The organism is Soonwooa sp. T0.1_25 (assembly GCF_057652215.1).
Genome location: NZ_JBYFBZ010000004.1, coordinates 160,878 through 184,486 on the forward strand (window position 1 = coordinate 160,878; position 23,609 = coordinate 184,486).

The 23,609-nt window shown below is 33.4% G+C and carries 22 protein-coding genes; 2 read left to right on the plus strand and 20 right to left on the minus strand.

What is annotated here, in order from left to right; genetic code table 11:
- Positions 1-83: 83 nt before the first annotated feature.
- From AC23MB_RS07590 to AC23MB_RS07615, 6 genes are all read right to left on the minus strand, one after another.
- Positions 84-2,135, minus strand: coding sequence for a M13 family metallopeptidase (locus AC23MB_RS07590; protein WP_487786897.1), 2,052 nt, complete (start codon positions 2,133-2,135; stop codon positions 84-86).
- Positions 2,136-2,299: 164 nt separating this feature from the next.
- Positions 2,300-5,587, minus strand: a complete 3,288-nt coding sequence (locus AC23MB_RS07595; RefSeq protein WP_487786898.1) for a trifunctional glycoside hydrolase family 18/polysaccharide deacetylase/glycosyltransferase family 2 protein — start codon at positions 5,585-5,587, stop codon at positions 2,300-2,302.
- A gap of 260 nt (positions 5,588-5,847) precedes the next feature.
- A complete protein-coding gene (locus AC23MB_RS07600; protein WP_487786899.1) occupies positions 5,848-6,516 on the minus strand; it encodes a superoxide dismutase in 669 nt (222 codons plus the stop codon).
- Positions 6,517-6,606: 90 nt separating this feature from the next.
- Positions 6,607-7,290: an SCO family protein gene (locus AC23MB_RS07605; protein ID WP_487786900.1), complete on the minus strand. Its 684-nt coding sequence runs from the start codon at positions 7,288-7,290 to the stop codon at positions 6,607-6,609.
- Between the two features lies 1 nt (position 7,291).
- Entirely contained in the window at positions 7,292-7,555 is a 264-nt protein-coding gene (locus AC23MB_RS07610) for a YHS domain-containing protein (RefSeq protein WP_487786901.1), read from the minus strand.
- Positions 7,556-7,626: 71 nt separating this feature from the next.
- Complete coding sequence (locus AC23MB_RS07615) at positions 7,627-8,880, minus strand: CinA family nicotinamide mononucleotide deamidase-related protein (protein WP_487786902.1); 1,254 nt, start codon at positions 8,878-8,880, stop codon at positions 7,627-7,629.
- Positions 8,881-9,061: 181 nt separating this feature from the next.
- On the opposite strand from AC23MB_RS07615, the gene AC23MB_RS07620 reads away from it, so the two are divergent.
- Positions 9,062-9,331, plus strand: coding sequence for a hypothetical protein (locus AC23MB_RS07620; RefSeq protein WP_487786903.1), 270 nt, complete (start codon positions 9,062-9,064; stop codon positions 9,329-9,331).
- Between the two features lie 229 nt (positions 9,332-9,560).
- Here the strand turns inward: AC23MB_RS07620 and AC23MB_RS07625 are convergent, their stop codons facing one another.
- The 6 genes from AC23MB_RS07625 to AC23MB_RS07650 form a co-directional block, all read right to left on the minus strand.
- On the minus strand, positions 9,561-9,809 hold the full coding sequence (locus AC23MB_RS07625; protein ID WP_431412386.1) for a hypothetical protein: 249 nt from the start codon (positions 9,807-9,809) through the stop codon (positions 9,561-9,563).
- Between the two features lie 48 nt (positions 9,810-9,857).
- Complete coding sequence (locus tag AC23MB_RS07630; protein ID WP_313213933.1) at positions 9,858-10,232, minus strand: septal ring lytic transglycosylase RlpA family protein; 375 nt, start codon at positions 10,230-10,232, stop codon at positions 9,858-9,860.
- Positions 10,233-10,772: 540 nt separating this feature from the next.
- Complete coding sequence (gene rimO / locus AC23MB_RS07635) at positions 10,773-12,074, minus strand: 30S ribosomal protein S12 methylthiotransferase RimO (protein WP_487786904.1); 1,302 nt, start codon at positions 12,072-12,074, stop codon at positions 10,773-10,775.
- Between the two features lie 64 nt (positions 12,075-12,138).
- Positions 12,139-12,687 carry a dTDP-4-dehydrorhamnose 3,5-epimerase gene (gene rfbC, locus AC23MB_RS07640; RefSeq protein WP_313028361.1) on the minus strand — a complete coding sequence of 183 codons (549 nt, stop codon included), beginning with the start codon at positions 12,685-12,687 and terminating at the stop codon, positions 12,139-12,141.
- A 5-nt stretch (positions 12,688-12,692) separates the two neighbouring features.
- Positions 12,693-13,136: an adenylyltransferase/cytidyltransferase family protein gene (locus tag AC23MB_RS07645; protein WP_312323101.1), complete on the minus strand. Its 444-nt coding sequence runs from the start codon at positions 13,134-13,136 to the stop codon at positions 12,693-12,695.
- A 66-nt stretch (positions 13,137-13,202) separates the two neighbouring features.
- The gene (locus tag AC23MB_RS07650; protein ID WP_487786905.1) at positions 13,203-14,162 is read right to left on the minus strand and encodes an MraY family glycosyltransferase; all 960 of its coding nucleotides are present in this window, start codon (positions 14,160-14,162) and stop codon (positions 13,203-13,205) included.
- A gap of 82 nt (positions 14,163-14,244) precedes the next feature.
- On the opposite strand from AC23MB_RS07650, the gene AC23MB_RS07655 reads away from it, so the two are divergent.
- Complete coding sequence (locus AC23MB_RS07655) at positions 14,245-16,209, plus strand: hypothetical protein (RefSeq protein WP_487786906.1); 1,965 nt, start codon at positions 14,245-14,247, stop codon at positions 16,207-16,209.
- Positions 16,210-16,343: 134 nt separating this feature from the next.
- On the opposite strand, the gene AC23MB_RS07660 is transcribed toward AC23MB_RS07655, so the two are convergent.
- The 8 genes from AC23MB_RS07660 to AC23MB_RS07695 form a co-directional block, all read right to left on the minus strand.
- Positions 16,344-17,249 (minus strand): NAD-dependent epimerase/dehydratase family protein, encoded by a 906-nt coding sequence (locus AC23MB_RS07660; protein ID WP_312323098.1) that lies wholly within the window; start codon positions 17,247-17,249, stop codon positions 16,344-16,346.
- 5 nt (positions 17,250-17,254) lie between these two features.
- The gene (locus AC23MB_RS07665) at positions 17,255-18,352 is read right to left on the minus strand and encodes a glycosyltransferase family 4 protein (RefSeq protein WP_487786907.1); all 1,098 of its coding nucleotides are present in this window, start codon (positions 18,350-18,352) and stop codon (positions 17,255-17,257) included.
- Positions 18,353-18,411: 59 nt separating this feature from the next.
- Positions 18,412-19,551, minus strand: a complete 1,140-nt coding sequence (wecB, locus tag AC23MB_RS07670) for a non-hydrolyzing UDP-N-acetylglucosamine 2-epimerase (protein WP_312323096.1) — start codon at positions 19,549-19,551, stop codon at positions 18,412-18,414.
- A 120-nt stretch (positions 19,552-19,671) separates the two neighbouring features.
- Positions 19,672-19,959: a four helix bundle protein gene (locus AC23MB_RS07675; protein ID WP_487786908.1), complete on the minus strand. Its 288-nt coding sequence runs from the start codon at positions 19,957-19,959 to the stop codon at positions 19,672-19,674.
- Between the two features lie 46 nt (positions 19,960-20,005).
- A complete protein-coding gene (locus tag AC23MB_RS07680; protein WP_313028351.1) occupies positions 20,006-21,124 on the minus strand; it encodes a polysaccharide biosynthesis C-terminal domain-containing protein in 1,119 nt (372 codons plus the stop codon).
- 2 nt (positions 21,125-21,126) lie between these two features.
- Positions 21,127-21,534, minus strand: coding sequence for a WxcM-like domain-containing protein (locus AC23MB_RS07685; protein ID WP_312323078.1), 408 nt, complete (start codon positions 21,532-21,534; stop codon positions 21,127-21,129).
- Between the two features lie 24 nt (positions 21,535-21,558).
- Positions 21,559-22,593: a polysaccharide biosynthesis protein gene (locus tag AC23MB_RS07690; RefSeq protein WP_312323077.1), complete on the minus strand. Its 1,035-nt coding sequence runs from the start codon at positions 22,591-22,593 to the stop codon at positions 21,559-21,561.
- Positions 22,594-22,597: 4 nt separating this feature from the next.
- Positions 22,598-23,608, minus strand: a complete 1,011-nt coding sequence (locus tag AC23MB_RS07695; RefSeq protein WP_487786909.1) for a glycosyltransferase — start codon at positions 23,606-23,608, stop codon at positions 22,598-22,600.
- Position 23,609 lies beyond the last annotated feature (1 nt).

Below are 23,609 nucleotides of genomic sequence, written 5' to 3' on the forward strand. Positions count from 1 at the left end.
TTTTTAAAAGATTTATGAATTGAAGGAAAAAGAGGCGCCGCATCTACGATGCGGCGCCTTTATGATTTCCCACAAAGATTAAATTACCAAATTTTGATTCTTTCTTCTGGTTTCTTATACAATTTGTCGCCTGCTTTAACGTCGAAAGCTTTGTAGAAAGCATCGGTATTAACCAACGGTCCAAAACTTCTGAAATAACCTGGAGAATGTGGGTCTGTTTTAACCTGCATTGTCATATATTTATCGCTTGATAAAGTTCTCCATACTGTTGCCCAGCTCAAGAAGAATCTTTGGTCTTGTGTATAACCACTGATTGTTCCAGGGTTTCCTTTATCTTTTAGATACATCTGCAAAGCATCGAAAGCGATATTAACTCCTCCTAAATCCGCGATGTTTTCACCATTTGTGAAAGTTCCGTTTACGAAAGTTCCTTTTACTGGCTCGTACTTGTCATACTGCGCTGCTAAAGCTTTTGTAGCTTTTTCGAAGTTAGCTTTGTCAGCTGGTGTCCACCAATCTACTAAGTTACCGTCAGCATCAAATTGTGCTCCAGAATCATCGAAACCGTGTGTGATTTCGTGACCGATAACCGCTCCAATTCCACCGAAATTAACCGCTGCATCAGCATTTGGATTGAAGAAAGGCGGCTGAAGAATTGCAGCTGGGAAAACGATTTCGTTGTTTACTGGGTTATAGTAAGCGTTCACCGTTTGCGGCGTCATTCCCCACTCTGTTTTATCAACTGGTTTTCCGATTTTTGCTAAATCTTTATTGTATTGCCATTCTGTGATGTTTTGTAGGTTTTTGTACAATGTGCCACCTTGGTTTTCAGAAAGGATTGTCAGTTTAGAATAATCTTTCCAAGTGTCTGGATAAGCTACTTTAACCGTGAATTTATTTAACTTTTCTAAAGCTTTAGTTTTTGTAGTTTGAGACATCCAAGAAAGATTTTTGATGTGTACATCGAAACTCTTTTTAAGATAATCAATCAATTCTACCATTTGTGCTTTTGCAGAAGCTGGGAAGTATTTTTCAACATACAATTTACCAAAAGCTTCACCCAAAGTACCGTTAATTAACTGGTAACCTCTTTTGTTCAAAGCTCTTTGCTCTTGTTGCCCACTTAGATATTTACCATAGAAATCAAATCTCATATCGCCCAATTTTTGGCTTAAATAAGAAGCACTTCCGTGAATCATGTGGAACTTCAGATAATCTTTAATTAAAGGTAAATTTTTGTCGTTAAAGAATTTATCAAAACTCTTGTAATAACCCAATTCACCAATAATTGCTTTATCAGTTGTTACACCAACGCTTTTAAGATAAGCAGGAAGATCTACATTTTTAACCAAAGTTTTAAGTTCAGCCATTGTTTTTGGATTATACATTAAAGTATTATCACGGCTTTGCTCGTTTGTTAAATAAGTTTTAGCGATTTGCTTTTCAAAATCAACGATTTTTTTAGCAACTTCGTCAGCGTTTTTGTAACCGATTTCTTTTAGCATCGAAGCAACATATTTCTGATACTCAGCTAAAGTTTCTGTGTTTTTCTCGTTCACTTTTTGATAATAATCTCTTCCTAAACCTAAAGAAGCGTCGCCAAGATAGATAGCATTCATTTTAGAATCCTTCAAATCTGCATCCACTCCCCAACCATACAACGTATTTTCTCCTTCTTTAGTTACAGAAATCATATATTTTTGTAAGTCAGCCATGTTTTTGATAGCATCAATTCTATCCAAATTGGCTTGAATTGGCTTAATTCCGTCAGCGTTACGCTTGTCCATATTCATGTAAGTAGCGTACAAATCTTGGATTTTTTTACCCTCACTTCCGTCAGCGAATTTATCCTTCAAAAGTGAATTCAAAATCGTCATCGAGTTGTTATCTGTATCCTCAGCAAGTTTATTAAAACTTCCCCAAGTTGGCTTATCTGCTGGGATCTTTGCTGTTTTCATCCAAGAACCATTTACATAATTGTAGAAATCATCCTGTGGACGAACCGACTTGTCCATCGCAGAAAGGTCTAAACCGTTTTCTTTTGTTTGGCTCATCGTGGTTTTATTTTGTGCATGAACTAAAGTCTGTGAACAAACTCCTGCTAACAAAAATAGTGAGATTGTAAGTTTTTTCATTTAATATAATTTGTTGAAATATGTCGTTCAAATTTTGTTTTTGTTACGAAATCAAATGTAATTTTTTTTGAAATATTTTCTTCATTTAAAAAAAATAAACAAACTGTACTTTCATGAAGTAAATTAAAATTTCGCAACTTTAATATTGTACTTAATTTAAAATTCTATTGCGGGTTGGTGGCAATATCTTTTACGTTTCCTGTTCGTTTAAGGAAGCCCCAAGTTTGTAATTCGCCTTGTAAAGCTTTTCTTAAACTTCGGAACAAAACGATGTACATTAACCATCTGTAACCAAATCTTTGCGGAATAATGTAGAATAAATCTGTCCATTTTTCCTTTTGCATAAAGAATGCGATAAAAGCTAAAGCAGCATCTACAACCAAAAATAATAAATAGTAAGTGAAAATCTTGCTGCCATTTCCTGATAAAGTTCCGAAAAACATGATTAAATCTGCCAATGGTGAGAAAAACGGAATAATATATTGAAACAACAAAATATTCGGCATCGCCCAAAGTCCCAAACCTTTGTATTTTGGATTGAGGAAAGTTTGACGTTGCTTCCAAAACATTTGCATAATACCATAGGTCCAACGGAAACGCTGTTTCAGAAACTGTTTTACGCTTTCTGGTGCTTCGGTAATTGCGACGGCTTTATTTTCGTTGGCAATCGTGTAGCCGTTTTTTAAAATTTTAACCGTTAAATCACAATCTTCCGCCAAAGTATCCGACGAATAACCGCCGGCTTCATCAATCACCGATTTTCTGAAAGCACCAATCGCACCTGGAATTACCGTAATGGCATTGATGTTGGCATAAGCCAATCTATCGAAATTCTGACTCGTTGTATATTCGATTGATTGCCATCTTGTAAGCCAATTGACGCGGTTTCCGACTTTTACATTTCCTGCAACAGCGGCGATATTTTCGTCTTCTTTAGCATTTAAAAATCGAGCGATTAAATATTTTACAGCATCTTGCTCCAATTTGGTGTCCGCATCGATACAAACCACATATTCGTCGTCTGTTTGCGAGATTCCATAGTTGAGCGCAGTTGCTTTTCCGCCATTTATTTTAGTTAAAATTTTAAGTTTAGATTCGCTGGAAAAAGCTTCTTTTAGCTTTTCCAAAGTCGCATCTTTACTGCCATCATCAACAAATACTATATCAAAATTAGGATAAGTTTGATTCAATAAATTTCGAAGTGATGAAACAATATTCACTTCTTCATTATAAGCTGGAACGATAATCGAAACTTTAGGATAAACTTCCAAAACTGGAAATCCACCAAGTTTTTTCTCTTTTTTATGTTCGCGAATTGCCCAATAAAGCATGAGCAATAATCGGATGATTCCGAGGCCAATAAAAATCGCAAATAATGCCACCAAGAAATGACTTACACCATAAATAACGGTTGCCAAAACCAAGTTAAGTTGCATAATATAATATGCTTTGGTTTTTGGAACTTCTGGCATTAATTCTCTTTTACTTTTGTGCAAAATTGTTGTCAAATTCGTGAAATGATAACCTTGTTTTTGCAGCATCGGAATTAAAATTTTCAAAGCTTTCACCGTTTCCGCACGCGAATCACCACCTGCGTCATGAAGCAAAATAATGTTTCCACGTTCTTTTTTTAAACCATCCAAAACTCGGGCAACAATTTTGTCCGCTTTTACGCCTGGTTCCCAATCTTCGGGGTCGATATTTTCGCCTATATCCAAATAATTTTGTTGTCTCGCCAAAGCCACCGGAATAATTTCCTCGGGCGTTGTAGGCTCGGAATCCGCATTATAAGGCGCACGGAACAAAATCGTGCTATGTCCAGTCACACATTCTATAAGAAGTCGCGTTAATTTTAATTCCATTAAAGCGCGCTCTGGGGCGACTTTTGCAATATTTTCGTGCGTGAAAGTGTGGTTTCCGATTTCGTGACCTTCTTTGTAAATACGTTTTACGAGTGGCAAATTTTTCTCGGCATTAATTCCGACCAAAAAGAAAGCAGCTGGAACATGATATTTTGATAAAACATCCAAAATTTGAGGTGTATAAGTCTCATCTGGACCGTCATCAAAGGTTAAAACCAATTGCTTTTGTGGCGCTGCGCCATATTTTTTAACCTCATATGAACTTGGATAAGTCACATAATTTTCATCCGTGATAATTTGTTCGTTAGGGTCAACTTCTAACTTAATTTTACCATCGTGTGGCGTATTCAGAACATCCAAAACTTCGCCGTCACCGATGTAATCGACCATGGTTTGCCCTTTTACATTTTGAAGTTTTTGAACATTAAATTTCTGAATTCCGTCATAAGTTAAATCCTGATTGTAATACAACCAAGTTCTGCTGTCTTCACTTCCCAAACGCCACAAAGCCGTTCCTGCCAACGGATATTCCGAAGCGAAACGCATTGTATTAAACAACGAAGCCGCATCATTAAAATAAACGGTATGCGTGTTTTTTTGACTGTCTTGATAAGAATAATTGAGGTTAAAAGTATTGTCATCAAAATTGATAGAAGCCTTACTGGCATTGGCTTTTGTAATAGCTTGCATGTAAGTTACCGAGGTGTTTTGGTCTTTGTTAGAACTCCAATCATAGCCATAAGCTCCGAGTCCCAAAATAACTTTTTGAGGACTTGTTTTTTTAATCATTTTATCGGTTTGCGCTTCAATCCATTTTTGAGATGAAACTGGCCCTGCATCGCTATCCGCAGAATATTCGTCGTAAGCCATCAACACAAAATAATCTACGTAAGGGTCAAGTTTTTGAATGTTGTAATCGTCATTATCTGTCATCACATCCATCGTAATTAAAAGATTATTTTTCTTGAAAACCGTCCTCAAATCTTTCATAAAATCTACCAAAACTTGGTCTGAATTAAGATTTAAATCTTCGAAGTCGATGTTTATTCCTTTGAAATTATTTTTCACACATTGTGTCGCAACTTTATCAATCAAAGCCATACGTTTTACAGGATCGCCCAAAATCTTCCCAATACCTTCTGAATGGAATTCCTGATTGGAGTTGTTACTCAAAATTGGCATCGCAGCCACTCCAGTTCTTTTAATGATTTTGTAACCTTCGGGATCCATTTGCGTTTTTAAATCGCCCGTTTTAGCATCAATAAAAAACCATTCTGGAAAGACAAGATTTAGGTTTTTGATATTTCTTTTTAAAGACATCAAAGATTGCGGATCCCACGCAACATAGAAAGCAGAGCGAATCCCAGCAGGTAATTGACACCAATTTTTACTTTGATTTTTTACACGATCTTCTCTGGCTTGCGTGATTTTGTCTTCAGTAGTATTCATCGCTTTGTCATGAATAAAACCTCTAAAACCTTGATATTCTTCAGAATTTTTGTTCTCTTGCAAAAAAGTTTTATTTGCCGAAATTACAGCTTTGAAATCTCCATGAAAAGGAAGTTGAGGATTTTTGTCTAGCCTCATCATTAGCGCTAAAGCCCCAAAAAGCAGCGCGACACAGAAGACAATGAGGCGACTACTCCACTTTACACGTCTCCACCGTTTTGTATTTTCCGTTTGACAAATTTGTCTTGATTTTCCCACAGCTTCCTGTTAATTTTTGATGTGTAGAGATTTACAAGAACCATGAAAAACCATTTAATTTGAAGTTAAAATAAAATAAAATTTCAATAAAAAAACTCGCTTCTCAAAATCGAAAAGCGAGCTATTGTTCTATCGTAAAAAAATTATTTAATTGTTAGATTGTAACGTTTTGAGATTTCATCCCAATTAACAACGCTCCATAAAGCCGATAAATAATCTGCACGTTTGTTTTGATATTTTAAATAATAAGCGTGTTCCCAAACATCAATTGCAAAAATAGGTGTTCCTTTAACTTCTGCCACATCCATCAACGGATTATCTTGATTTGCAGTTGAGGTAATAGCTAACTTTTTGTCTGGTGTTACGATTAACCAAGCCCATCCAGAACCAAATCTGTCAGCCGCAGCTTTTGCAATTTTCTCTTTGAAAGCCTCCATACTTCCAAAATTATCTGTAATTGCTTTGGCTAATTTTGCAGACGCTTTTGTGTCTTTTTTAGGTGTTAAAACCGTCCAAAATAACTCGTGGTTATAATGTCCACCAGCATTATTTCTTACCGCAGGCGATTCTTTAGAAATATGAGAAAGAATAGTGAAAAGACTTTCCTTTTCCATCGGCGTTCCCGCAATTGCTTTGTTAAGGTTTGCGGTATATCCAGCCGCATGTTTGCTGTAATGAATTTCCATAGTTTGTGCATCTACGGCAGTTTCTAGCGCATTATACGCATAAGGAAGTGTAGATTGTTTAAACTGTGCTGACATAAAACTCGAAGCCATTAAGAAACCGACAGCTGCTATTTTTAATACTTTCATTTTTAAAATTTTCGATTAAACATTAACTTAATTGTCTTAAAGATACTTTATTCATGCCTTTAACAAAGTAGCATTAACATTAATTAACACCTATTTTAGAAGTTTTTTGATGTCTTCAATCAAAATTTCGCGGTCGGGATGATATTTTCCCACCAAACTGGTTTTAGTTCCCGCTTCATCGACGTAATTAAGTCCAGAATAATACAAAATCGGCATGCCATCTTTCCCAAAACGACAACGGATGTTTCCATCTTTATCTACCAAAGCAATTTCTCCGCTATGGTTTAGACTTTCCGCTTTATCTTTTTGATCTCCCACGTAAATATCAAATTTCTTTGCAATGTCGCCAATATAATTTCTGTCACCTGTCAAAAAATGCCAATTTGACGATCTAGCACCAATTTTTTTTGCGTGTTCTTTCAGAATTTCGGGTGTATCGTTTTCTGGATCGATACTTATGGAGATTATTCCAAAATTTGGATCGTTGATTTCTTCTTCGATGTGACGCATATTATTATTCATCACAGGGCAAATCGTTGGACAACGACTAAAGAAAAACTCCACCAAATAGACTTTCCCCAGCATGTCTTTGTTGGTAATCGTTTTGTCATGTTGATTTTTTAAAGAAAATTCTGGGACTTTCATCACTGTAAAAAGCGACGAATTCATGTATTGTCGAACACCAAAAACCAACGCAGCAATCAACAGAATTACCAAAATGGGAATCCATATTTTCTTTGATTTTGAAGTTGAGATATTTTCGGTAGCTGACATTTTATTTTAAATAAGAATCAGGATTTTTTTTGAATTCATCTTTACACATCGAACTGCAAAAACCATAAACCTGACCTTTATAAGTCAAGGTATCGCTAAGATGATCAGCGGTTTTCATGTGACAGATAGGATCTTCTTCATTTACCACTTTTGCCGAGATTTTAAGTCCAGATTCCATTTCGGAAGCCTGTTTAACTTCAAGATTTTTCTTTTCACAAGAAACCAAAGCAAAAGCGACTGCTCCTATTAAAATTACATTTTTCATGATTAAATATTAAAACCTATCAAAGCTACAAAAGATAAAATTTAACGAAGAATCTTGGACGATGAGAAATATCAATGATTCTGCACCAACATCGCCACTAAATCTTGCAAAATGCGCTGTGCAACAAAATTCATAAAATCTGTTCGCTCCATATAAGGCAAATACAAATGCGAAACTTTCTCGACATCATTAATTCTAATTGAATAAAAAACCGTCCCAATATCTTTCCCATCTTCACCTTTGCTTGGCCCCGCAACGCCAGTCGTAGAAAGACAAATATCTGTCCCAAATAGCTTCTGTCCACCACGAGCCATTTCTAGAGCGACTTCTTCACTTACAACGCTGTGCTTGGCAACGCTTTCCTTAGAAACTTTTAAAATATCGATTTTCTTTTGGGTTGCATAGGTTACAATCCCTCCCAGAAAATACTTAGAACTTCCAGAAACCGATGTTATCAATTTTGAAATTTCGCCACCAGTACAACTTTCGGTTGTTGAAATACTAAGTTTTCGCTCGGTTAGAATTTCGCCTAAAATCTTCTCGATTTTATCTTCGTAAGTTGCAATGACATTGTCACCAATAATTTTTAACAAAGAATGAATTTGCGTTTCGACATCGTTTTCTAATTGCGAAAAATCTTTTCCAGAAGCGGTTATTCTCAATTTAACGCGGTTGCCAACTGGTAAATAAGATAACGAAATGTGCGATGGCAAATGATCTTCCCAATTTGCGATTCGTTCAGCCAAAATACTTTCTGGAACGTGGACTACTGAAACAATTCTTGTAAAAATAGAATCGAGCTCGAATTTTTCTTTTAAATAAGGGAGAATTTTATCTTTTATCAAGGGTTTTACTTCGTAAGGAACGCCTGGCAACGAGAAAACTAATTTTCCGTTTCGCTTAAGCATCTGACAAGGCGCCGTTCCGAAGTCATTCTGAAAAACTACAGCTTTCGACAATACATCGGCTTGACTTTTATTTAACGCCAACAGATCTTGTCGATTTCGGGAAATCAAATAATCTGACAAATGCTTAAATGTTTTTTCATCCGAAATTAATTCATCATCGAAAAATTCCAAAAAAGCTTTCTTGGTTTTATCATCTCTGGTCGGTCCTAAACCGCCTGTTGTTATCACCAAATCGCCCAAATCAAAAGCCTCTCTCAAGATCGATTTAATGACCTCAATTTCATCTGAAATCGTGAAAATTTGTTTCACAGAAATGCCGATGGATTTTAGTTCTTTTGCAATAAAGTTAGAATTGGTATCAATGGTGTTTCCAGAAAGGATTTCATCGCCGATGGTGATGAGAATGGCGTTTTTCATACTTGAAATTTACAGAACAAATGTCGGTAAAAGTCAGCAATTCTTTATAAATTTAATAAAGTTTAAAACAAATTTATGATTGTCCATCTTTTATCCTTTGTTTAATTTAAAAAAAATCCTTGGAACCCTGACGTTTATAATCAGTTCAAAAAATATTAGATATCTTCCTTTTTTTGACTTGATGGATTTAACTGAAGATCAATATAAGATGACCGGCATCGCTTTGGGTTGTGGAACAGGCGAACCAACGTCTAATGCTCCTTTACAATGGTCGGGCAACCATCAAAAGTTGTTTCCGAAAATTATTTCTAAAGTAAATAAAGCTGGACAATTGGTGATGCAAATGCCTTATCAATCAGAAAATAACTTAATAAAATCCTTTTTGACTTGGCGCAAAAATAAGATTACAAATCCCAACTTACTAATTGGAATCGCAAATCGGCAGTTTTAAGCATTGATGATTACGCGCAAATCTTTTTTGAGATGTCCCGACATTACCAGCGATCTGTGCTTTTAAAAGACTTTTATTTTACGGATAGAAATATTAGTTTGTTATAAATTTTAGATGTAATAAAGATGAAAAAAATGTGAAAAACCATCTATCAAGAGGTAGAGCTATTGCTGGATCGGAAAAGGTAAATGGCATTCAAAAATATACCTTATTAAAACAAAATCAAGATTTAGGAATAAGCTTTTTTAAAATCGTTTAAAAGTTCGTCAAGTTTGTGACGTTCTACAAAAACTTTTTTTTCTTCGTCGTAACGTGGCGATTTGTAAATTACTTCATGAAAAGACATACTAGCATTACCAACTTTTTGGATTTTAATAACCTGAATACTCAATTTTTCTAATTCTTGCTTGAATTCTTGGAACTCGTCTTCGATACTGACCATATTAATAATTTCTGTAAAAATAAAAAAAGCATCCATAACCAAGTTGCTACAGATGCTTTTTCTTACTAACTAAAATTTTTAATCTTAATCGACAATTTCATATTCGATTGGAAGATGACCTGCTGATAGGCTACCAATCTCTTCAAAGGCTGCTCTCGACATATCAAACGCTCTACCTTTTGTAAAAGGACCTCTATCATTAATTCTTACCACTACACTTTTACCATTACGGAGATTCGTAATTTTCACCTTTGTCCCAAACGGGATTGTTCTGTTAGCAGCAGTAAATTCGTCGTTATCGAAAATCTCACCGCTTGCTGTTTTTCTACCTTCAAACTTATCGTGGTAGTACGATGCAAAACTTGTTTTAGCATCTGTGGCATCACTCTTGTAAGTAAAAGAGAAAATACCAAGTGTTGAAATCATCATTATGATTACTAGAATGAATCTTTTCATCATGTTGAACATTTTTTTATTTGTTTTGACTGCGCAAAGTTATCTCGAAATGACTTCAACGCGCAAATTTGAGGTCGGCAAGTGTTAAAATTATTTTAAAATTAAATTAACACAGGCGCTAAGTCTTTTATTTACAGTCTTTTTCAAAGATTGTTAAATAATGTTAATTTTATCTTGATTTTGTTAATTTTTAAACTAAAATCTAATATTACAAAAAGATTAAAATCTACTTAATGCATTGATAAATAAGGCTTTTTAATATTTATTATGAATTTCATAATTTTAAACATATAATAAATCTAAAGCGGTTTTATAAAAAATTCGAAAATTGAAACAGATGATAAATTTATCATATTCATAAAAATAAAATCAAATACTAACAAATACTTTAAAATATTAAAATTTACAACCATTTAAAACAGGTAATATATTGATTTACAACAACATAAACTGAAAACCGACAGAATTTAAGAATTTCGGAAATTTGAGCATAAAAAAACCTTGAGGAAGTCTCAAGGTTTTGTGTTTATTTAGGTTTTAAAACTATACTAATTCGCCATACAGATCGAACTCTTCAGCCGATGTAATCTTGACATCCGCAAACTCACCAATCGATATATAAGTATCTGTAGCCTCAACTAACACTGTGTTATCAACATCTGGAGAATCAAACTCGGTACGTCCAACAAAGTAATTTCCTTCTTTACGATCGAAAATACAACGATAAACCTTTCCAATTCTTTCCTGATTCTTCTCCCAAGAAATTTGCGATTGCAACTCCATAATTTCTTCTACACGCGCCTCTTTAAGCTCTTGCGGGATGTCATCTTCTAGAACATGCGCCGTTGTGTTCTCCTCATGCGAATAAGTGAAACAACCCAAACGGTCAAAACGCTGCTCTCGAACCCAATCTTTTAATTCTTGAAAACGTTCTTCCGTCTCACCTGGATATCCAACAATTAAAGTCGTACGAATGGCCATATCAGGAACTTTCTCACGGAATTTTGCTAAAAGAGCATCAGTCTTCTCATGTGTTGTACCACGTTTCATAGACTTCAACAAATCCGAATTGATATGTTGTAAAGGTATATCTATATAGTTGCAAATCTTTGGTTCTTCACGAATAATATCTAAAACATCTTCTGGGAAACCTGATGGGAAGGCGTAATGTAATCTAATCCACTCGATACCTTCAACCTTGATTAATTCTTTTAATAATTCGCCAAGTGCACGTTTTTTATAAATATCAAGACCATAATAAGTCAAATCTTGAGCAATAAGAATTAATTCTTTAGTGCCTTTTTTAGCTAATTTGGAAGCCTCTTCAACCAACTTTTCTATCGGTGTCGAAACGTGTCCTCCACGCATTAAAGGAATGGCACAAAACGAACATGGTCTGTCGCAACCTTCAGAAATTTTAAGGTAGGCATAATGCTTCGGTGTTGTTGTTAAACGTTCGCCCACTAATTCGTGTTTGTAATCAGCACCAAGATGCTTCAGTAAAATAGGTAAATCACGCGTCCCAAAATATTGGTCAACATCAGGAATCTCACGAATTAAATCTGGCTTGTAACGCTCTGACAAACATCCCGTCACAAAAACTTGCTCTACCTCTCCTCTACTTTTCGCTTCAACATAGTCCAAAATCGTATTAATAGATTCTTCTTTGGCATTGTCAATAAATCCACAAGTGTTAATGACCACGATGTCTCCTTTGTCTTCATGAACGACCTCTTTGCCATTAGCTTGCAACTGTCCCATAAGAACTTCGGAGTCGTAGACATTCTTAGAACAACCCAGTGTTACTATATTAATTTTCTTTTTACCTGTTGATTTTGTACGCATTATTAAGAATTTGAGTTTGCAAATTTAGGAATAAAAAAAGAACCAAAATTTGGTTCTTTAATATTTATAAAAATTGTTCATCTTTAAAGCTAGGGGATTGTTTATCTTTTTCTGAAAGAATTACATTTTCTAAAGGAATTTGCCAATCAATTCCAAGATATGGATCATCCCAAGCAACGGCACCTTCCGAGTCTCTTTGATAAAAATTATCACATTTGTAAGAAAAAACGGCTGTATCACTTAGTACGGAAAAACCATGACCAAAACCTCTTGGAACATAAAGTTGTAACTTGTTTTCCGCAGATAATTCAATGCCGAACCATTTTCCATAAGTTGGAGAATCTTTTCTAAGATCAACTGCAACATCATATACTTTTCCTTCAAGACAAGATACTAATTTTGCTTGTGCATGCTCTCCTTTCTGCAAATGTACTCCTCTAACTACGCCATAGGAAGATTTAGAAATGTTATCTTGAACAAAATGCCCATTCATACCCGTTAATTTTTCGAATTTATTTTCATTAAATTTTTCAAAAAAATAACCTCTTGCATCTTCAAAAATAGTAGGTTCTATTATATAACAATCTTTTAGTGGGGTTTCTTTAATCGTCATTATTATTATTGCGTTGGTTGAAGTTTCTTCTGTTCTTGTTCAAAAACTGCTTTTTTTAATCCAGAAGTAGAGAAACGATGATCTCTTTTATTATAATAAATTTCAATACCTTTCTCCTCACAATATTGCTTACCTGTGAAGTCTGCATCACGATAGTCATCCCCAATTATACGAACATCGATAACAAAAGATTTTAGGATATCCATAAGATCCTCCTCTGTGTTATATGGAACAATCTCATCAACCGAACGACATGCTTTTAGTTGAATATAACGTTCAACGATGGATTGTGTGGGTTTATTCTTATGTGGTCTATCCAAGGTAGGATCCAATTGTAAAGCAACAATTAAATAATCACAGACAGTTTTTGCTTCTTCCAACATTTTGATATGCCCCGCATGTAACAAGTCGAAAGCGGAAAATGTAATTCCAATTTTTTGAGTTTTCATTTCATTAATTTTCAACAAAAATATTAAATTTAGATTAATATCCAATTATAGCAGCGCATCTAAGATTTATCTTATATGATATTTCTTTACCAAATTTTGTTTTAATCCTAAGTAAACTAAACTACCAACAACTAGCAAACCAATTGCCATTAACCATTGAAAATTCACAGATTGGGTGGTTGAATAAATAATTAACAAACCTACTACCAACTGAACGCTACCATAACCTGTCGATATCAATAAACGGTTTGTTTTATTTTCATTTGCAAAAAACTGATATAAATGCGAACGGTGAGCTTCAAAGATATTTTCTTTTTTTAAAAGTCTTCTTATAATTGTTAAAACCGTATCTAACCCGTAAACTAATAAAAATAAAATGTAGATAATATTGCCTGTTTGCACAATTAGTTTTGCTAAAAGAAAAAGTATAATAAAAGCCATTGCAACAGACCCTACGTCTCCCGCAAAACATTTTGCTTTATTTCGAAAATTAAAAAATCCAAAAACCAAGCATGACAAAATCGTATAATAAATAAGATCTTGATCAACAAATCCTAGAGAATTATTTACAATCGCTAATAAAATAAGTACAGCTAAACTGTTTGAAACAGTTATTCCATTAATACCGTCCATAAAGTTGTATGCATTAATTGTCCCTACAGAAACGACAAGAGCAATTGGTATAATCCACCATGCAAGAAAAAATAAGCCTACTTGATAAAACATTAATATCATACTAACCAATTGTACAAGAAGTCTTATTCTATTAGATAAAGTCATAACATCATCCATAAAACTAATAAGCGTGATTAATGTTAATCCTAAAAAAAAATAGGGATACTGAAAATCTGAAACGATAAAGTATATTACCGTAGCAAAATAAAAAATAACTCCTCCACCACGCAAGGTAATCTGCGTGTGAGAACTCCTCTCGTTCGGTTTGTCTATAATATTGAATTTATCTGCAATTTTGAAATAGATGAGCTCGAGGAGGAAAAGACTAATAAAAATAATTATATATATCATACTTATAATTTGCGCAAAAATAATTTATTTTTTTGAATGTAGAGAATTGATTATCTTTAATCACTAACTAAATATAATTGTAATGAAATTCATTTCCGTCTTTCTTTTTAGTATTTCATTTCTTTTAACATTCGCCAAAGAAAATCCAGAACAAATAAACACTTTCTCTAAAAATAAAAATTTAGTAAAAGTTAAGGTTGATAAAAAAAATAGTCTTTTAGATTTTGGCGCAACAGGAGATGGGAAAACAGATGACTCACAAGCCTTTATAAAAGCTTTAGAAGCTGTTTCAAAAACAAACCAGAAAAAATTAATTATTCCTGGTAATTATGTATTTAACCTTGGTAATAACGTCATAGATTTTGAAAATTTTGCTTCTCAGATACTTTTAGACTTTCAAGGAGGTATATTAATTAATGGTAAGCTAAATGGCAGAGTGACACAAATTAAAGCGGATAGGATAAAAATTTTCGAAAACATTGTTTTATCTGGTAAATTTACTTCCGTAACTGATTATGCCTACCCTGAATGGTTTGGAGTATTCCCATATAACATTTCTGTAGATCTTGTAGATGCATTACAAAAGCTAGAGCCTGTTTTTTATGATATTTCTTTAGGTGTTGGTGATTATTATACCAAAAAGGGAGAGTACAAAATAAATGGGTTGAAGGGAGTTTCTATGGCAAAAACTAGGGTAATTATGGAAACCGACAAATCTAACACCTACATTTTTTCGTTAGGAAAGGTTGGAGGAAATGTTAAGGAACGTAATTATGATTATAATTATATTAAAGACATTACCTTAGTAATGTCAACCCCAGGCAAAGTCCGAATAAAAGGTAATAGAGGACTTATTGTTGGCGCAGCTCACAAGCCAACAATAGAAAATGTGAAGATATTCTTATTTGGAGATAAATTGCAATTTTCAAAAACAGATTTAGAACAGTTCTTGGGTTATCAAAATAAAATGGAAGAAGCTAATGTTGGTGTCGAATTTAATGGAGATTCGGAAGTTACTAACATTAATAATTTATTCACACTATCTGACGTGGGAATTTTATTTTCGAGTTTCTGCGATTTTGTTACCGTAAGAGACTATATGCATTGGGCTGGTAATTATGGTTTAACAACTGTATATTATAAATCGGTAGCCTTACCTTCACAAAATATACTTTTCACGGGTGGTCAAAGTTGGTGCCAAGGCTTGTATGGATTGTACGCCGAAAACTCATCAACATATAATTCTTTTGCAAATGCTAAATTTGAAAATATTAGAATTGAACAACTAGTGTCAGATATAAGAAAAGAAAACAAACTACAAGGTGCAAATATATGGATTGGAGAAAACGAAACAATTTCTAACCTTCAATTCCAAAATGTTATGTTTGCCGGTGTGAGTAATGGCCTTCATATTGGCAATACCACATACGGACGTGTTTTTTTAGAAAACATTATAACTTGGGGGGATACGAAAGTTAATAAAGATTTTGCACTAGATATTAACTATAAAATCCCCGACGCGTCACTTCTTATATTTCTAAAAAACGTATCACTACCTCCAGATATGAATTCAAATTTCAATAATGCTAAAATTATATACAACGGTTATATTCAACAAAATGTACATGAAGAAAAAAATCTTTTTGCAGATAATTTGATCATGGGAAAAACCATTAATCTTAAAAAGTCAAACTCAGAAAGTGATGAACTAGTAACAAATCAACAATTAACAATCGTTAATAATAATAAAGACTTTATATCACTGACCAACTCTAAGCTTTCGGAAAATAAAAAAAACAATACGACTGTTAAATACTCAATAGAGATTTTGGCACCAGATATTTATGATACATTTGAATTTATATTATTTAATAATGGAAATTTTCAGATATTGAAAGATAGTAAATACTTCACTTTAAACAAAGAAAATCGCTTTGAGGACAAAAAAATTAATTTTTTACAGGATAAGGATTCTGGATTAATTTTTCTTTATAATAGATTAGGAGTGGATAGCAAAGTTAACGTAACGGCTACAGAATTAAGATAAAAATCACATTCAACATCGCTGATTTCTAAAACGGCAATCAACTTCCTTCTATTCGATTAAAAAATATCGTTTATAAAAATTTTCGTGTTTACAGTGTGATAATATATTCCTACAAAGCTAACTAGTATAAATATTTAGGATTTAAAACTTTTAATCGTTATTTCAAGTCCTTGTTCAGTTGACAAAGGTAGATTTTCAATTTGTAAGGCAGCTTTAATTTTATGATTAGAAAGTATTAAATTACTAGTCATTTTTTTCAACCTCTTCGTATTTAAAGGTATCGGAATAACGTCACCAACTTTAGCCAAGCCTTTCACTATGGTTTTCGGAATACTAAGATCCATCACCTTTTTATTTTCAACTTTTTTAATAATTTCTATTATTCGATTAGTTGAAATAGGTTCGTCATCAGAAATATGATAAATGCCAGATACTATTTGATCTTGTTTCTTAATAATCTCTTTAATAAAAAACGAAAAATTGTCAATAGAAATAAAAGATCTACTATTATCAAAAGAAGCCAAAGGATAAGGAATCCCTTTAGAAATTAACTTGTATAATAAGCCAAGATTTCCTTTATCACCAGGACCATGGACCATCGGAGGTCTTAGAATGACTATCTTTTTATTTTGTGGTAAGTCTTGTGCCAAAAGCCATTCTTCTGCTGCTCTTTTCGATTTTCCATAGTAAGACTGCGGATTAGCTTTTTTACTTTCTGATAAGGGATTATTACTTTCAAATTCTTCAATTGCTGCTAACGAACTTATATGTATTAATAACTTCGCATTTGACTGTATAAACTCATTGAATATTTCCTTTGCCAAATCAAGGTTTGCGTAAAAATAATCAGCCTCTGTAGCGGTTCCTTTATGGTCATGCGCTTTTCCAACAAGATTTATAAAAATGTCAGAATCTTTACTTGTAGTTTTCCAACTCTTATTTCTTAAAGAAATAGCTTTAACATCAAAACTATTTGGTAATTTTTTTAATAAATTTTGACCGATAAAACCAGACGCTCCAAAAATTATTACGCTTTCCATATTTATTAGTGAGAAACAAAATTATAAATTAAATCTAAAACAACATTAGATGAAAACTTCTCTTTTGCTAAATTTTGATTTCTTGACATATAACCTTGTATATTACTTCTCTGTAAGGAATTAAGAAATCTTAAAATCTCATTTTCTTCATTCCATGAAAATGACCAACCAATATTATTTACATTATTCAGCATGTCAATTTCCGAACCTTGATCACCAATGTATAAAACAGGTTTTCCCATCGCTAATAAATTATAAGTTTTCGAAGGAACTCCAAGTCCAAACATTCCCTCAGAAAGCGATATTAAACCAATGTCGAACCCGTTAATAAAATCACTTTGCTCGCTTCTTGGCAATGAACCACGAAAATAAATATTCTTTTTCGTAGCAAGTTCTTTGCAGCTTTCTAAATTCGCTCCCTCACCTATAATTTCAAGACGCAGGTTGGAATTTTCTGTTTTGTTGAAAATATTTATAAATCGTTCCAATGCTTGAACCCTACCTATATTTCCGGCAAAGCCAATAACAATATCTTCATTAGTTTTTGGTTTTTCAAAATCTGGAATTATAAGCTCGTCATCGTACCAATTAGGAATGATCGCAATTTTATTGGGCGAAACACCTTTTGCAATAATCAACTGCTTCATATCTTCCCCTAGTACTATAACTTTTGACGGGCATTTGTAAGCCCAGTTATATACTTTTAATAGAATTTTGTAAACAAAAGAATCTTTCTTATTGATTCCCGCAGGAATTGTATTTTCAGGGAACACATCATGCACTAATAGAACATAATCAAAACGCTTTATTTTACTTAAAATACCTAATAAAATTATAAGAAAAAGAGGATTTGTAACTGCGAAAACAGTATCTCCCGCCTTTATTTTTCTAGCAGTCGTCCATACTAATCCAATACTATTAAACAAAGCACTAAAGACTCTGCTGAAAAAAGAATTTTTATTTCCTCCAAAACTTTTACTCTTAAAAACTTCAATAGCTTCTAATTCTTTTCCTACTGTTACATTTGAATCATATTGAATTTTAGATGTAACAACTTTTACATTATTTCCTTTTGCTGCAAAATTTTTTGCAACTTCGGTCATGATGTACGCAGTTGAAGTTTGATTAGGGTAAAAAAGTTCAGAAACAAAAAAAACATTTTTCATATTTCCTCCGACCAAACTGTTCTTTTAATATAATCAGCGTAAGAAATAATAATTCTCACCACTTTTTCAGAAACATTCGGCATCGAATAATCTGCAACAGGACGGAAGTTTCTTTCATCACCTACTTTCTGCTGCAACACTTGAACTAAACCTTGCATAATTCTTTCTGGAGACAAACCTACCATCATTACAGATGCTTCTTCCATCGCTTCTGGACGCTCATGCGCTTGACGAATATTTAATGCTCTGAAGTTAAGAATAGAAGATTCCTCAGAAATTGTTCCTGAATCTGAAAGACATGCATACGCATGCATTTGCAACGCATTGTAATCGTGGAAACCAAGTGGTTTAAGAAACTGAATTTCTGGACGCATCTCGATTTGCATCTTATCAATCATGTTTTGCGTACGTGGATGCGTAGATACAATAATTGGATATTGATACTTTTCTGCAATTGCGTTAAGCGAAGTCATTAATCCACGGAAGTTTTTCTCTGAATTGATGTTTTCTTCACGGTGAGAAGACACAACGAAGAATTTTCCTTTTTCCAAACCTAATTTTTCTAAAACATTAGATGCTTTAATTTCTGGTAAATAATGATTCAGAACTTCAAACATTGGTGAACCTGTTTTGATAATTCTGTCTGCAGGAAGACCTTCTTTCAATAGATATTCACGAGCAATGTCAGAATAAGTTAAGTTGATATCCGCAGTATGATCTACAATCTTACGATTCGTTTCCTCAGGAACACGTTGGTCAAAGCATCTGTTCCCTGCTTCCATGTGGAAAATCGGAATATGTCTTTTCTTAGCAGGAATCGCACACAAACAAGAATTAGTATCTCCTAAAACCAAAAATGCATCAGGTTTCAATTCTTCTAAAAGTGGATCAATTTTAATTAAAATATTTCCAACAGTTTCTGTGGCTGTTTTTCCCGCAGCTTCTAGGAAATAATCTGGTTTACGAAGTCCTAAATCTTCGAAGAAAATTTGGTTCAACTCGTAATCGTAGTTTTGTCCCGTGTGGACTATTGTATGTTCGATGGCTTCAGAGTTGTCCAACGCCATTAATACTCTTGATAATCTTATGATTTCTGGTCGTGTCCCTACGACCGTCATTACTTTCAATTTTTTCATGCTTATTAAGTTAAAAGGAAAAAGGAAAAAGGAAAAAGGAAAAATTAAATCGTTGTCTTTAATTATTTCTAACATTTTTCACAATGGCTCCTAATATATTATTAATTTCTTTTGATTCTTTTATTTTATTATAACAGTGAGTTCAGATGATTCTTTTTCCAAAGCTTCAATTAGTCTTAAGCAATAATTTGCCTCTCTTGCTTCTTTAAGAGAGATATTTACTTTATTTATAAAATCTGCTTTAGACGATCCAGCTTGTGCTTCTTCATAATTAGCACCAATAGATGTTGATGACTTTATCAGCTGATACTTTATTATTTTCAAATCACTACTGTCAGGCAAAGTTCTTAAAAAATTAATAACTGCTATACCAAATAAAAATATTCTATTTAACAAGTCTATTTCCATTACTAAAATACTTTTACCTTTTTACTTTACACTTTTTACCTCTCTGCTACACTTCTAAAAAATAGGTATCAGAATCTTCAGGATTGAATGGTTCATCGATCCAGAAAATAGTATACAAATCTTCAGTTCCTATGTTTTTAATATTATGTGTATACCAAATTGGCATATCTACATAAGCTGGTTCGGTTCCGTCTAAGTAAAAATCAAGAACTTCATCCGTATCAATTTTTCTTAATTGAATTAAAGCTTTTCCTTTAATCACAGCAAATCGTTCGATTTTACGTGTGTGGTAATGGTTTCCTCTTGTAATATCTGGAACCGTTGTTGAGAATGAACATTGACCGCCAATTCCCAAACGAATAACTTCAACAAAAGCTCCTCTTGGATCCGTATGTTGTGTAAATTTAACTGGGAAATGCGTTTTATAATCGATGTAAGAACGATAGGTATTGAATAAATTATGTTGGAATTTATCAGTCAAAACTGGGATTTCGCCACCGTCAAAATATTTAGTTTTGTAATCGTTTAATAAAGCTAAAACTTCAGAAACTTTTTTAGTTGCAGTTGGCTCTACAGATAATTCTGGTTGACTTTTCTCTGAACGAATTTCATTAATAATCGTCATCACCAATTCTTGAACGTAGATAAGTTTAACTTCTCCATCGTTGGCGATTGTTGGCGTTTCTCCATGCGTTAATTGATGACAAAACGTTGCGATAAATGAATTATAAAAAGGCTTACCGTATGCTCCAAAAACATTAGGAATAATAAGGCCTGTAACTTTTCCGCTAGCTTCATTTGCCCAATTTACAATGGCTTCGCGACCTTCACGTTTTGATTTCCCATAAAGATTATCACGTTCTTCTTGTGTTGAAGAAGAAATTAAAACATGCGCTTTGGAATTTGTTCTTTTTAAAGATTCAACCAATTGTTGAGCTAAACCGACATTGGTTTCGTAAATAAACTGTTCTGACTCGTGACGATTCATTGCTGCTAAATGAACAATTACGTCACATTTTGCTGTAAATTCATCCAATTTGGTTTCATCTTCAAAGAATTCTTTTTGAAAATCTACTCTTTCAAATTCTTCTGGGAATAAACCTAAAGTATTGTACAAATGCTTTCCTACGAAACCATTTTGTCCTGTAATTCCTATTTTTTTCATTATTAGCTTTTAAAATAATCTAATGCAAACCTATATTCATCTTGAATTTCGCCCAAGGCATAATCTGCTAGAACCAACAATTTACTACCTTCCTTCTTTGCCTGGATTGCGGTAATGTGTCCAGAAGGAACATGCAGGTAAGTTAAACATTCATCATTTAAATGATATTTCGAAATCTTCAAATCTTTCGAAGGTTGATTAAAATCATCAATTTCAATGACAGAAATTTCAAATTCACCTTCTATTGCGGCAAACCAACGCTGTTCAACTTTATGCCCTTGCCAACCTCGAATAAAATCTAAGGAATGATTCTCTATGGTGTAAATACGTTTGATTTCAGAAGTATCAAATTCATTATTAAATGTGATGATTCCTCTTTCGTCTTGATGCTTTTTACCTTCAAAAATCATATTCTTGAAATTTCGAATTTAAAATTAATAAGGATACTGCATTACATCTTCACCAAAAATCTCTTTACGGATTAACGGTAGAGTTGAAATTAGTTTTTTAAGACCCTCAACACCTTGTTGCTCCGTATTGTGAGAATGATAATCTTCAATTTTAGAAACATCTTCTTCTCCTTCGGAAAAATATTTAGCATAATTGAGATCACGGTTGTCAGCTGGAATACGATAAAAGTCACCCATATCTTCGGCTTTCATCATTTCCTCTCTTGTACAAAGGGTTTCATACAATTTTTCGCCATGACGTGTTCCAATTATTTTAACAGGAACTTCTTTACCTGTCATTTCGATTAATGCTTTAGCCAAGTCTCCGATACTTCCTGCAGGAGCTTTGTTTACAAATAAATCACCTGGATTAGCATTTTCGAACGCAAATAATACCAAATCTACCGCATCTTCCAATGACATGAAAAAACGAGACATATTTGGATCTGTAATCGTGATAGGTTCTCCCTTCTGAATTTGGTTCAAAAATAAAGGAATTACCGAACCGCGAGATGCCATAACGTTACCATAACGTGTTAAACACACAACAGTATCAGTCAAGTTTCTTGCTTCTGCAACCGCTACTTTTTCCATCATTGCTTTAGAAATACCCATGGCATTGATTGGATAAGCTGCTTTGTCGGTAGAAAGGCAAATTACCTTTTGTACTTTATTAACTGCAGCCGCACGAATAACATTCTGCGTACCTTCAACATTGGTTTTCACGGCTTGCATTGGAAAAAACTCACAAGATGGTACTTGCTTCAATGCTGCTGCATGGAAAATATAATCTACTCCTCGTGTTGCTGGCTCTACCGAACTGTAATCGCGAACATCTCCGATGTAATATTTTATTTTTTCATTTTTATAAAGATTGCGCATGTCATCTTGCTTCTTCTCATCACGAGAAAAAATGCGAATTTCTTTAAAATGATCTGTTGCTAAAAAACGATTAAGGACAGCTGTTCCAAAAGAACCTGTCCCACCTGTTATCAGAAGTGTTTTATTTTTTATTTGCATTTGGTTAATCTTTCAATAATTTTATAAGTTCATCAATATTGTTATAAACATTTTGTTTACTATCAGGTAGGTTTTGGCTAGTGGCTATACAAAAACTATCATAAATGCTATTTTCATCAGTTGGATCAAAAGTTAAGCTCGGTTCACAAGCTTCGTACATATATGCAAGATCAGCCCCAATAACTTTACATCCATTTTCAATAGCTTCAACAATTCCTAATCCAAAGCTTTCTGCTAATGATGGGAATATCAAATACTCAGATTTTCGATAATACAGACACAATTCTTCATGTGTTATAAATCCCAAATTTTGAATTGGGTAGCCTAGCTTCACTTTATCTGCAATAATACCTTTAACTTCTGGAAAACTATCACTAACGGTTAAGATAAGTCTTCCTATTCCAAATTTATCATAAAAATTACAAAAAGAGTTGATTAATCTAATATGATTTTTGTTAGGAGTCGCATTACTGACAAATATAAAAGTATTTTTTTCTCTTTCTACAGTATCTTGTGTTGAAAAAGGTGGATAGAAGGGAATTTCTAATATCCTGTCGCTGTTAATCTTAAATTTTTCGCCTAGTCCTTTTTTAATAAATCTATTCTGAACAATCCAAAAATTGGTGTTTTTATCAAATTTTTTCAGAATAAAAATCTTCATATTAAACTTAATTTTTTCCATTAAGCTAAATTCTCTAGGTATACTTAAATACATTGGTTGATGAAAATATGTATAAGTTGTAGCATTCATTTTTATATTTGGAGGTATGTTTCCAAAACATAAAACTTTTTCAAACTTATTTCTATTTTCTTTTAAATATTTATTCCTTTCAGAAAATGTTTTGAGAAAAACACAATTGATGTGCGTGCTTTTTTTGGCTTCGTACTCATCCTTAATACGTTCGTCAATAAGCATGGCTATATTTAATGACGTTTTATCTAAAACTTCATACAGATAATCGAGTAAAATTTTCCCTCCTCCGTTATTAATGAAAATAGCGTCTATTAGTAGCATT

Bases quoted from the DNA above. Each gene is read 5' to 3' on its own strand.
- AC23MB_RS07605 (WP_487786900.1), bottom strand. From the start codon at position 7,290: ATGTCAGCTACCGAAAATATCTCAACTTCAAAATCAAAGAAAATATGG.
- AC23MB_RS07610 (WP_487786901.1), bottom strand. From the start codon at position 7,555: ATGAAAAATGTAATTTTAATAGGAGCAGTCGCTTTTGCTTTGGTTTCT.
- wecB (WP_312323096.1), bottom strand. From the start codon at position 19,551: ATGAAAAAATTGAAAGTAATGACGGTCGTAGGGACACGACCAGAAATC.
- AC23MB_RS07660 (WP_312323098.1), bottom strand. From the start codon at position 17,249: ATGGAAAGCGTAATAATTTTTGGAGCGTCTGGTTTTATCGGTCAAAAT.
- rfbC (WP_313028361.1), bottom strand. From the start codon at position 12,687: ATGACGATTAAAGAAACCCCACTAAAAGATTGTTATATAATAGAACCT.
- AC23MB_RS07680 (WP_313028351.1), bottom strand. From the start codon at position 21,124: ATGAAAAAAATAGGAATTACAGGACAAAATGGTTTCGTAGGAAAGCAT.
- AC23MB_RS07650 (WP_487786905.1), bottom strand. From the start codon at position 14,162: ATGATATATATAATTATTTTTATTAGTCTTTTCCTCCTCGAGCTCATC.
- AC23MB_RS07655 (WP_487786906.1), top strand. From the start codon at position 14,245: ATGAAATTCATTTCCGTCTTTCTTTTTAGTATTTCATTTCTTTTAACA.
- AC23MB_RS07675 (WP_487786908.1), bottom strand. From the start codon at position 19,959: ATGGAAATAGACTTGTTAAATAGAATATTTTTATTTGGTATAGCAGTT.
- AC23MB_RS07690 (WP_312323077.1), bottom strand. From the start codon at position 22,593: ATGCAAATAAAAAATAAAACACTTCTGATAACAGGTGGGACAGGTTCT.
- rimO (WP_487786904.1), bottom strand. From the start codon at position 12,074: ATGCGTACAAAATCAACAGGTAAAAAGAAAATTAATATAGTAACACTG.
- AC23MB_RS07600 (WP_487786899.1), bottom strand. From the start codon at position 6,516: ATGAAAGTATTAAAAATAGCAGCTGTCGGTTTCTTAATGGCTTCGAGT.
- AC23MB_RS07595 (WP_487786898.1), bottom strand. From the start codon at position 5,587: ATGATGAGGCTAGACAAAAATCCTCAACTTCCTTTTCATGGAGATTTC.
- AC23MB_RS07685 (WP_312323078.1), bottom strand. From the start codon at position 21,534: ATGATTTTTGAAGGTAAAAAGCATCAAGACGAAAGAGGAATCATCACA.
- AC23MB_RS07665 (WP_487786907.1), bottom strand. From the start codon at position 18,352: ATGACCGAAGTTGCAAAAAATTTTGCAGCAAAAGGAAATAATGTAAAA.
- AC23MB_RS07590 (WP_487786897.1), bottom strand. From the start codon at position 2,135: ATGAAAAAACTTACAATCTCACTATTTTTGTTAGCAGGAGTTTGTTCA.
- AC23MB_RS07645 (WP_312323101.1), bottom strand. From the start codon at position 13,136: ATGAAAACTCAAAAAATTGGAATTACATTTTCCGCTTTCGACTTGTTA.
- AC23MB_RS07625 (WP_431412386.1), bottom strand. From the start codon at position 9,809: ATGGATGCTTTTTTTATTTTTACAGAAATTATTAATATGGTCAGTATC.
- AC23MB_RS07620 (WP_487786903.1), top strand. From the start codon at position 9,062: ATGGATTTAACTGAAGATCAATATAAGATGACCGGCATCGCTTTGGGT.
- AC23MB_RS07615 (WP_487786902.1), bottom strand. From the start codon at position 8,880: ATGAAAAACGCCATTCTCATCACCATCGGCGATGAAATCCTTTCTGGA.
- AC23MB_RS07630 (WP_313213933.1), bottom strand. From the start codon at position 10,232: ATGATGAAAAGATTCATTCTAGTAATCATAATGATGATTTCAACACTT.
- AC23MB_RS07695 (WP_487786909.1), bottom strand. From the start codon at position 23,608: ATGCTACTAATAGACGCTATTTTCATTAATAACGGAGGAGGGAAAATT.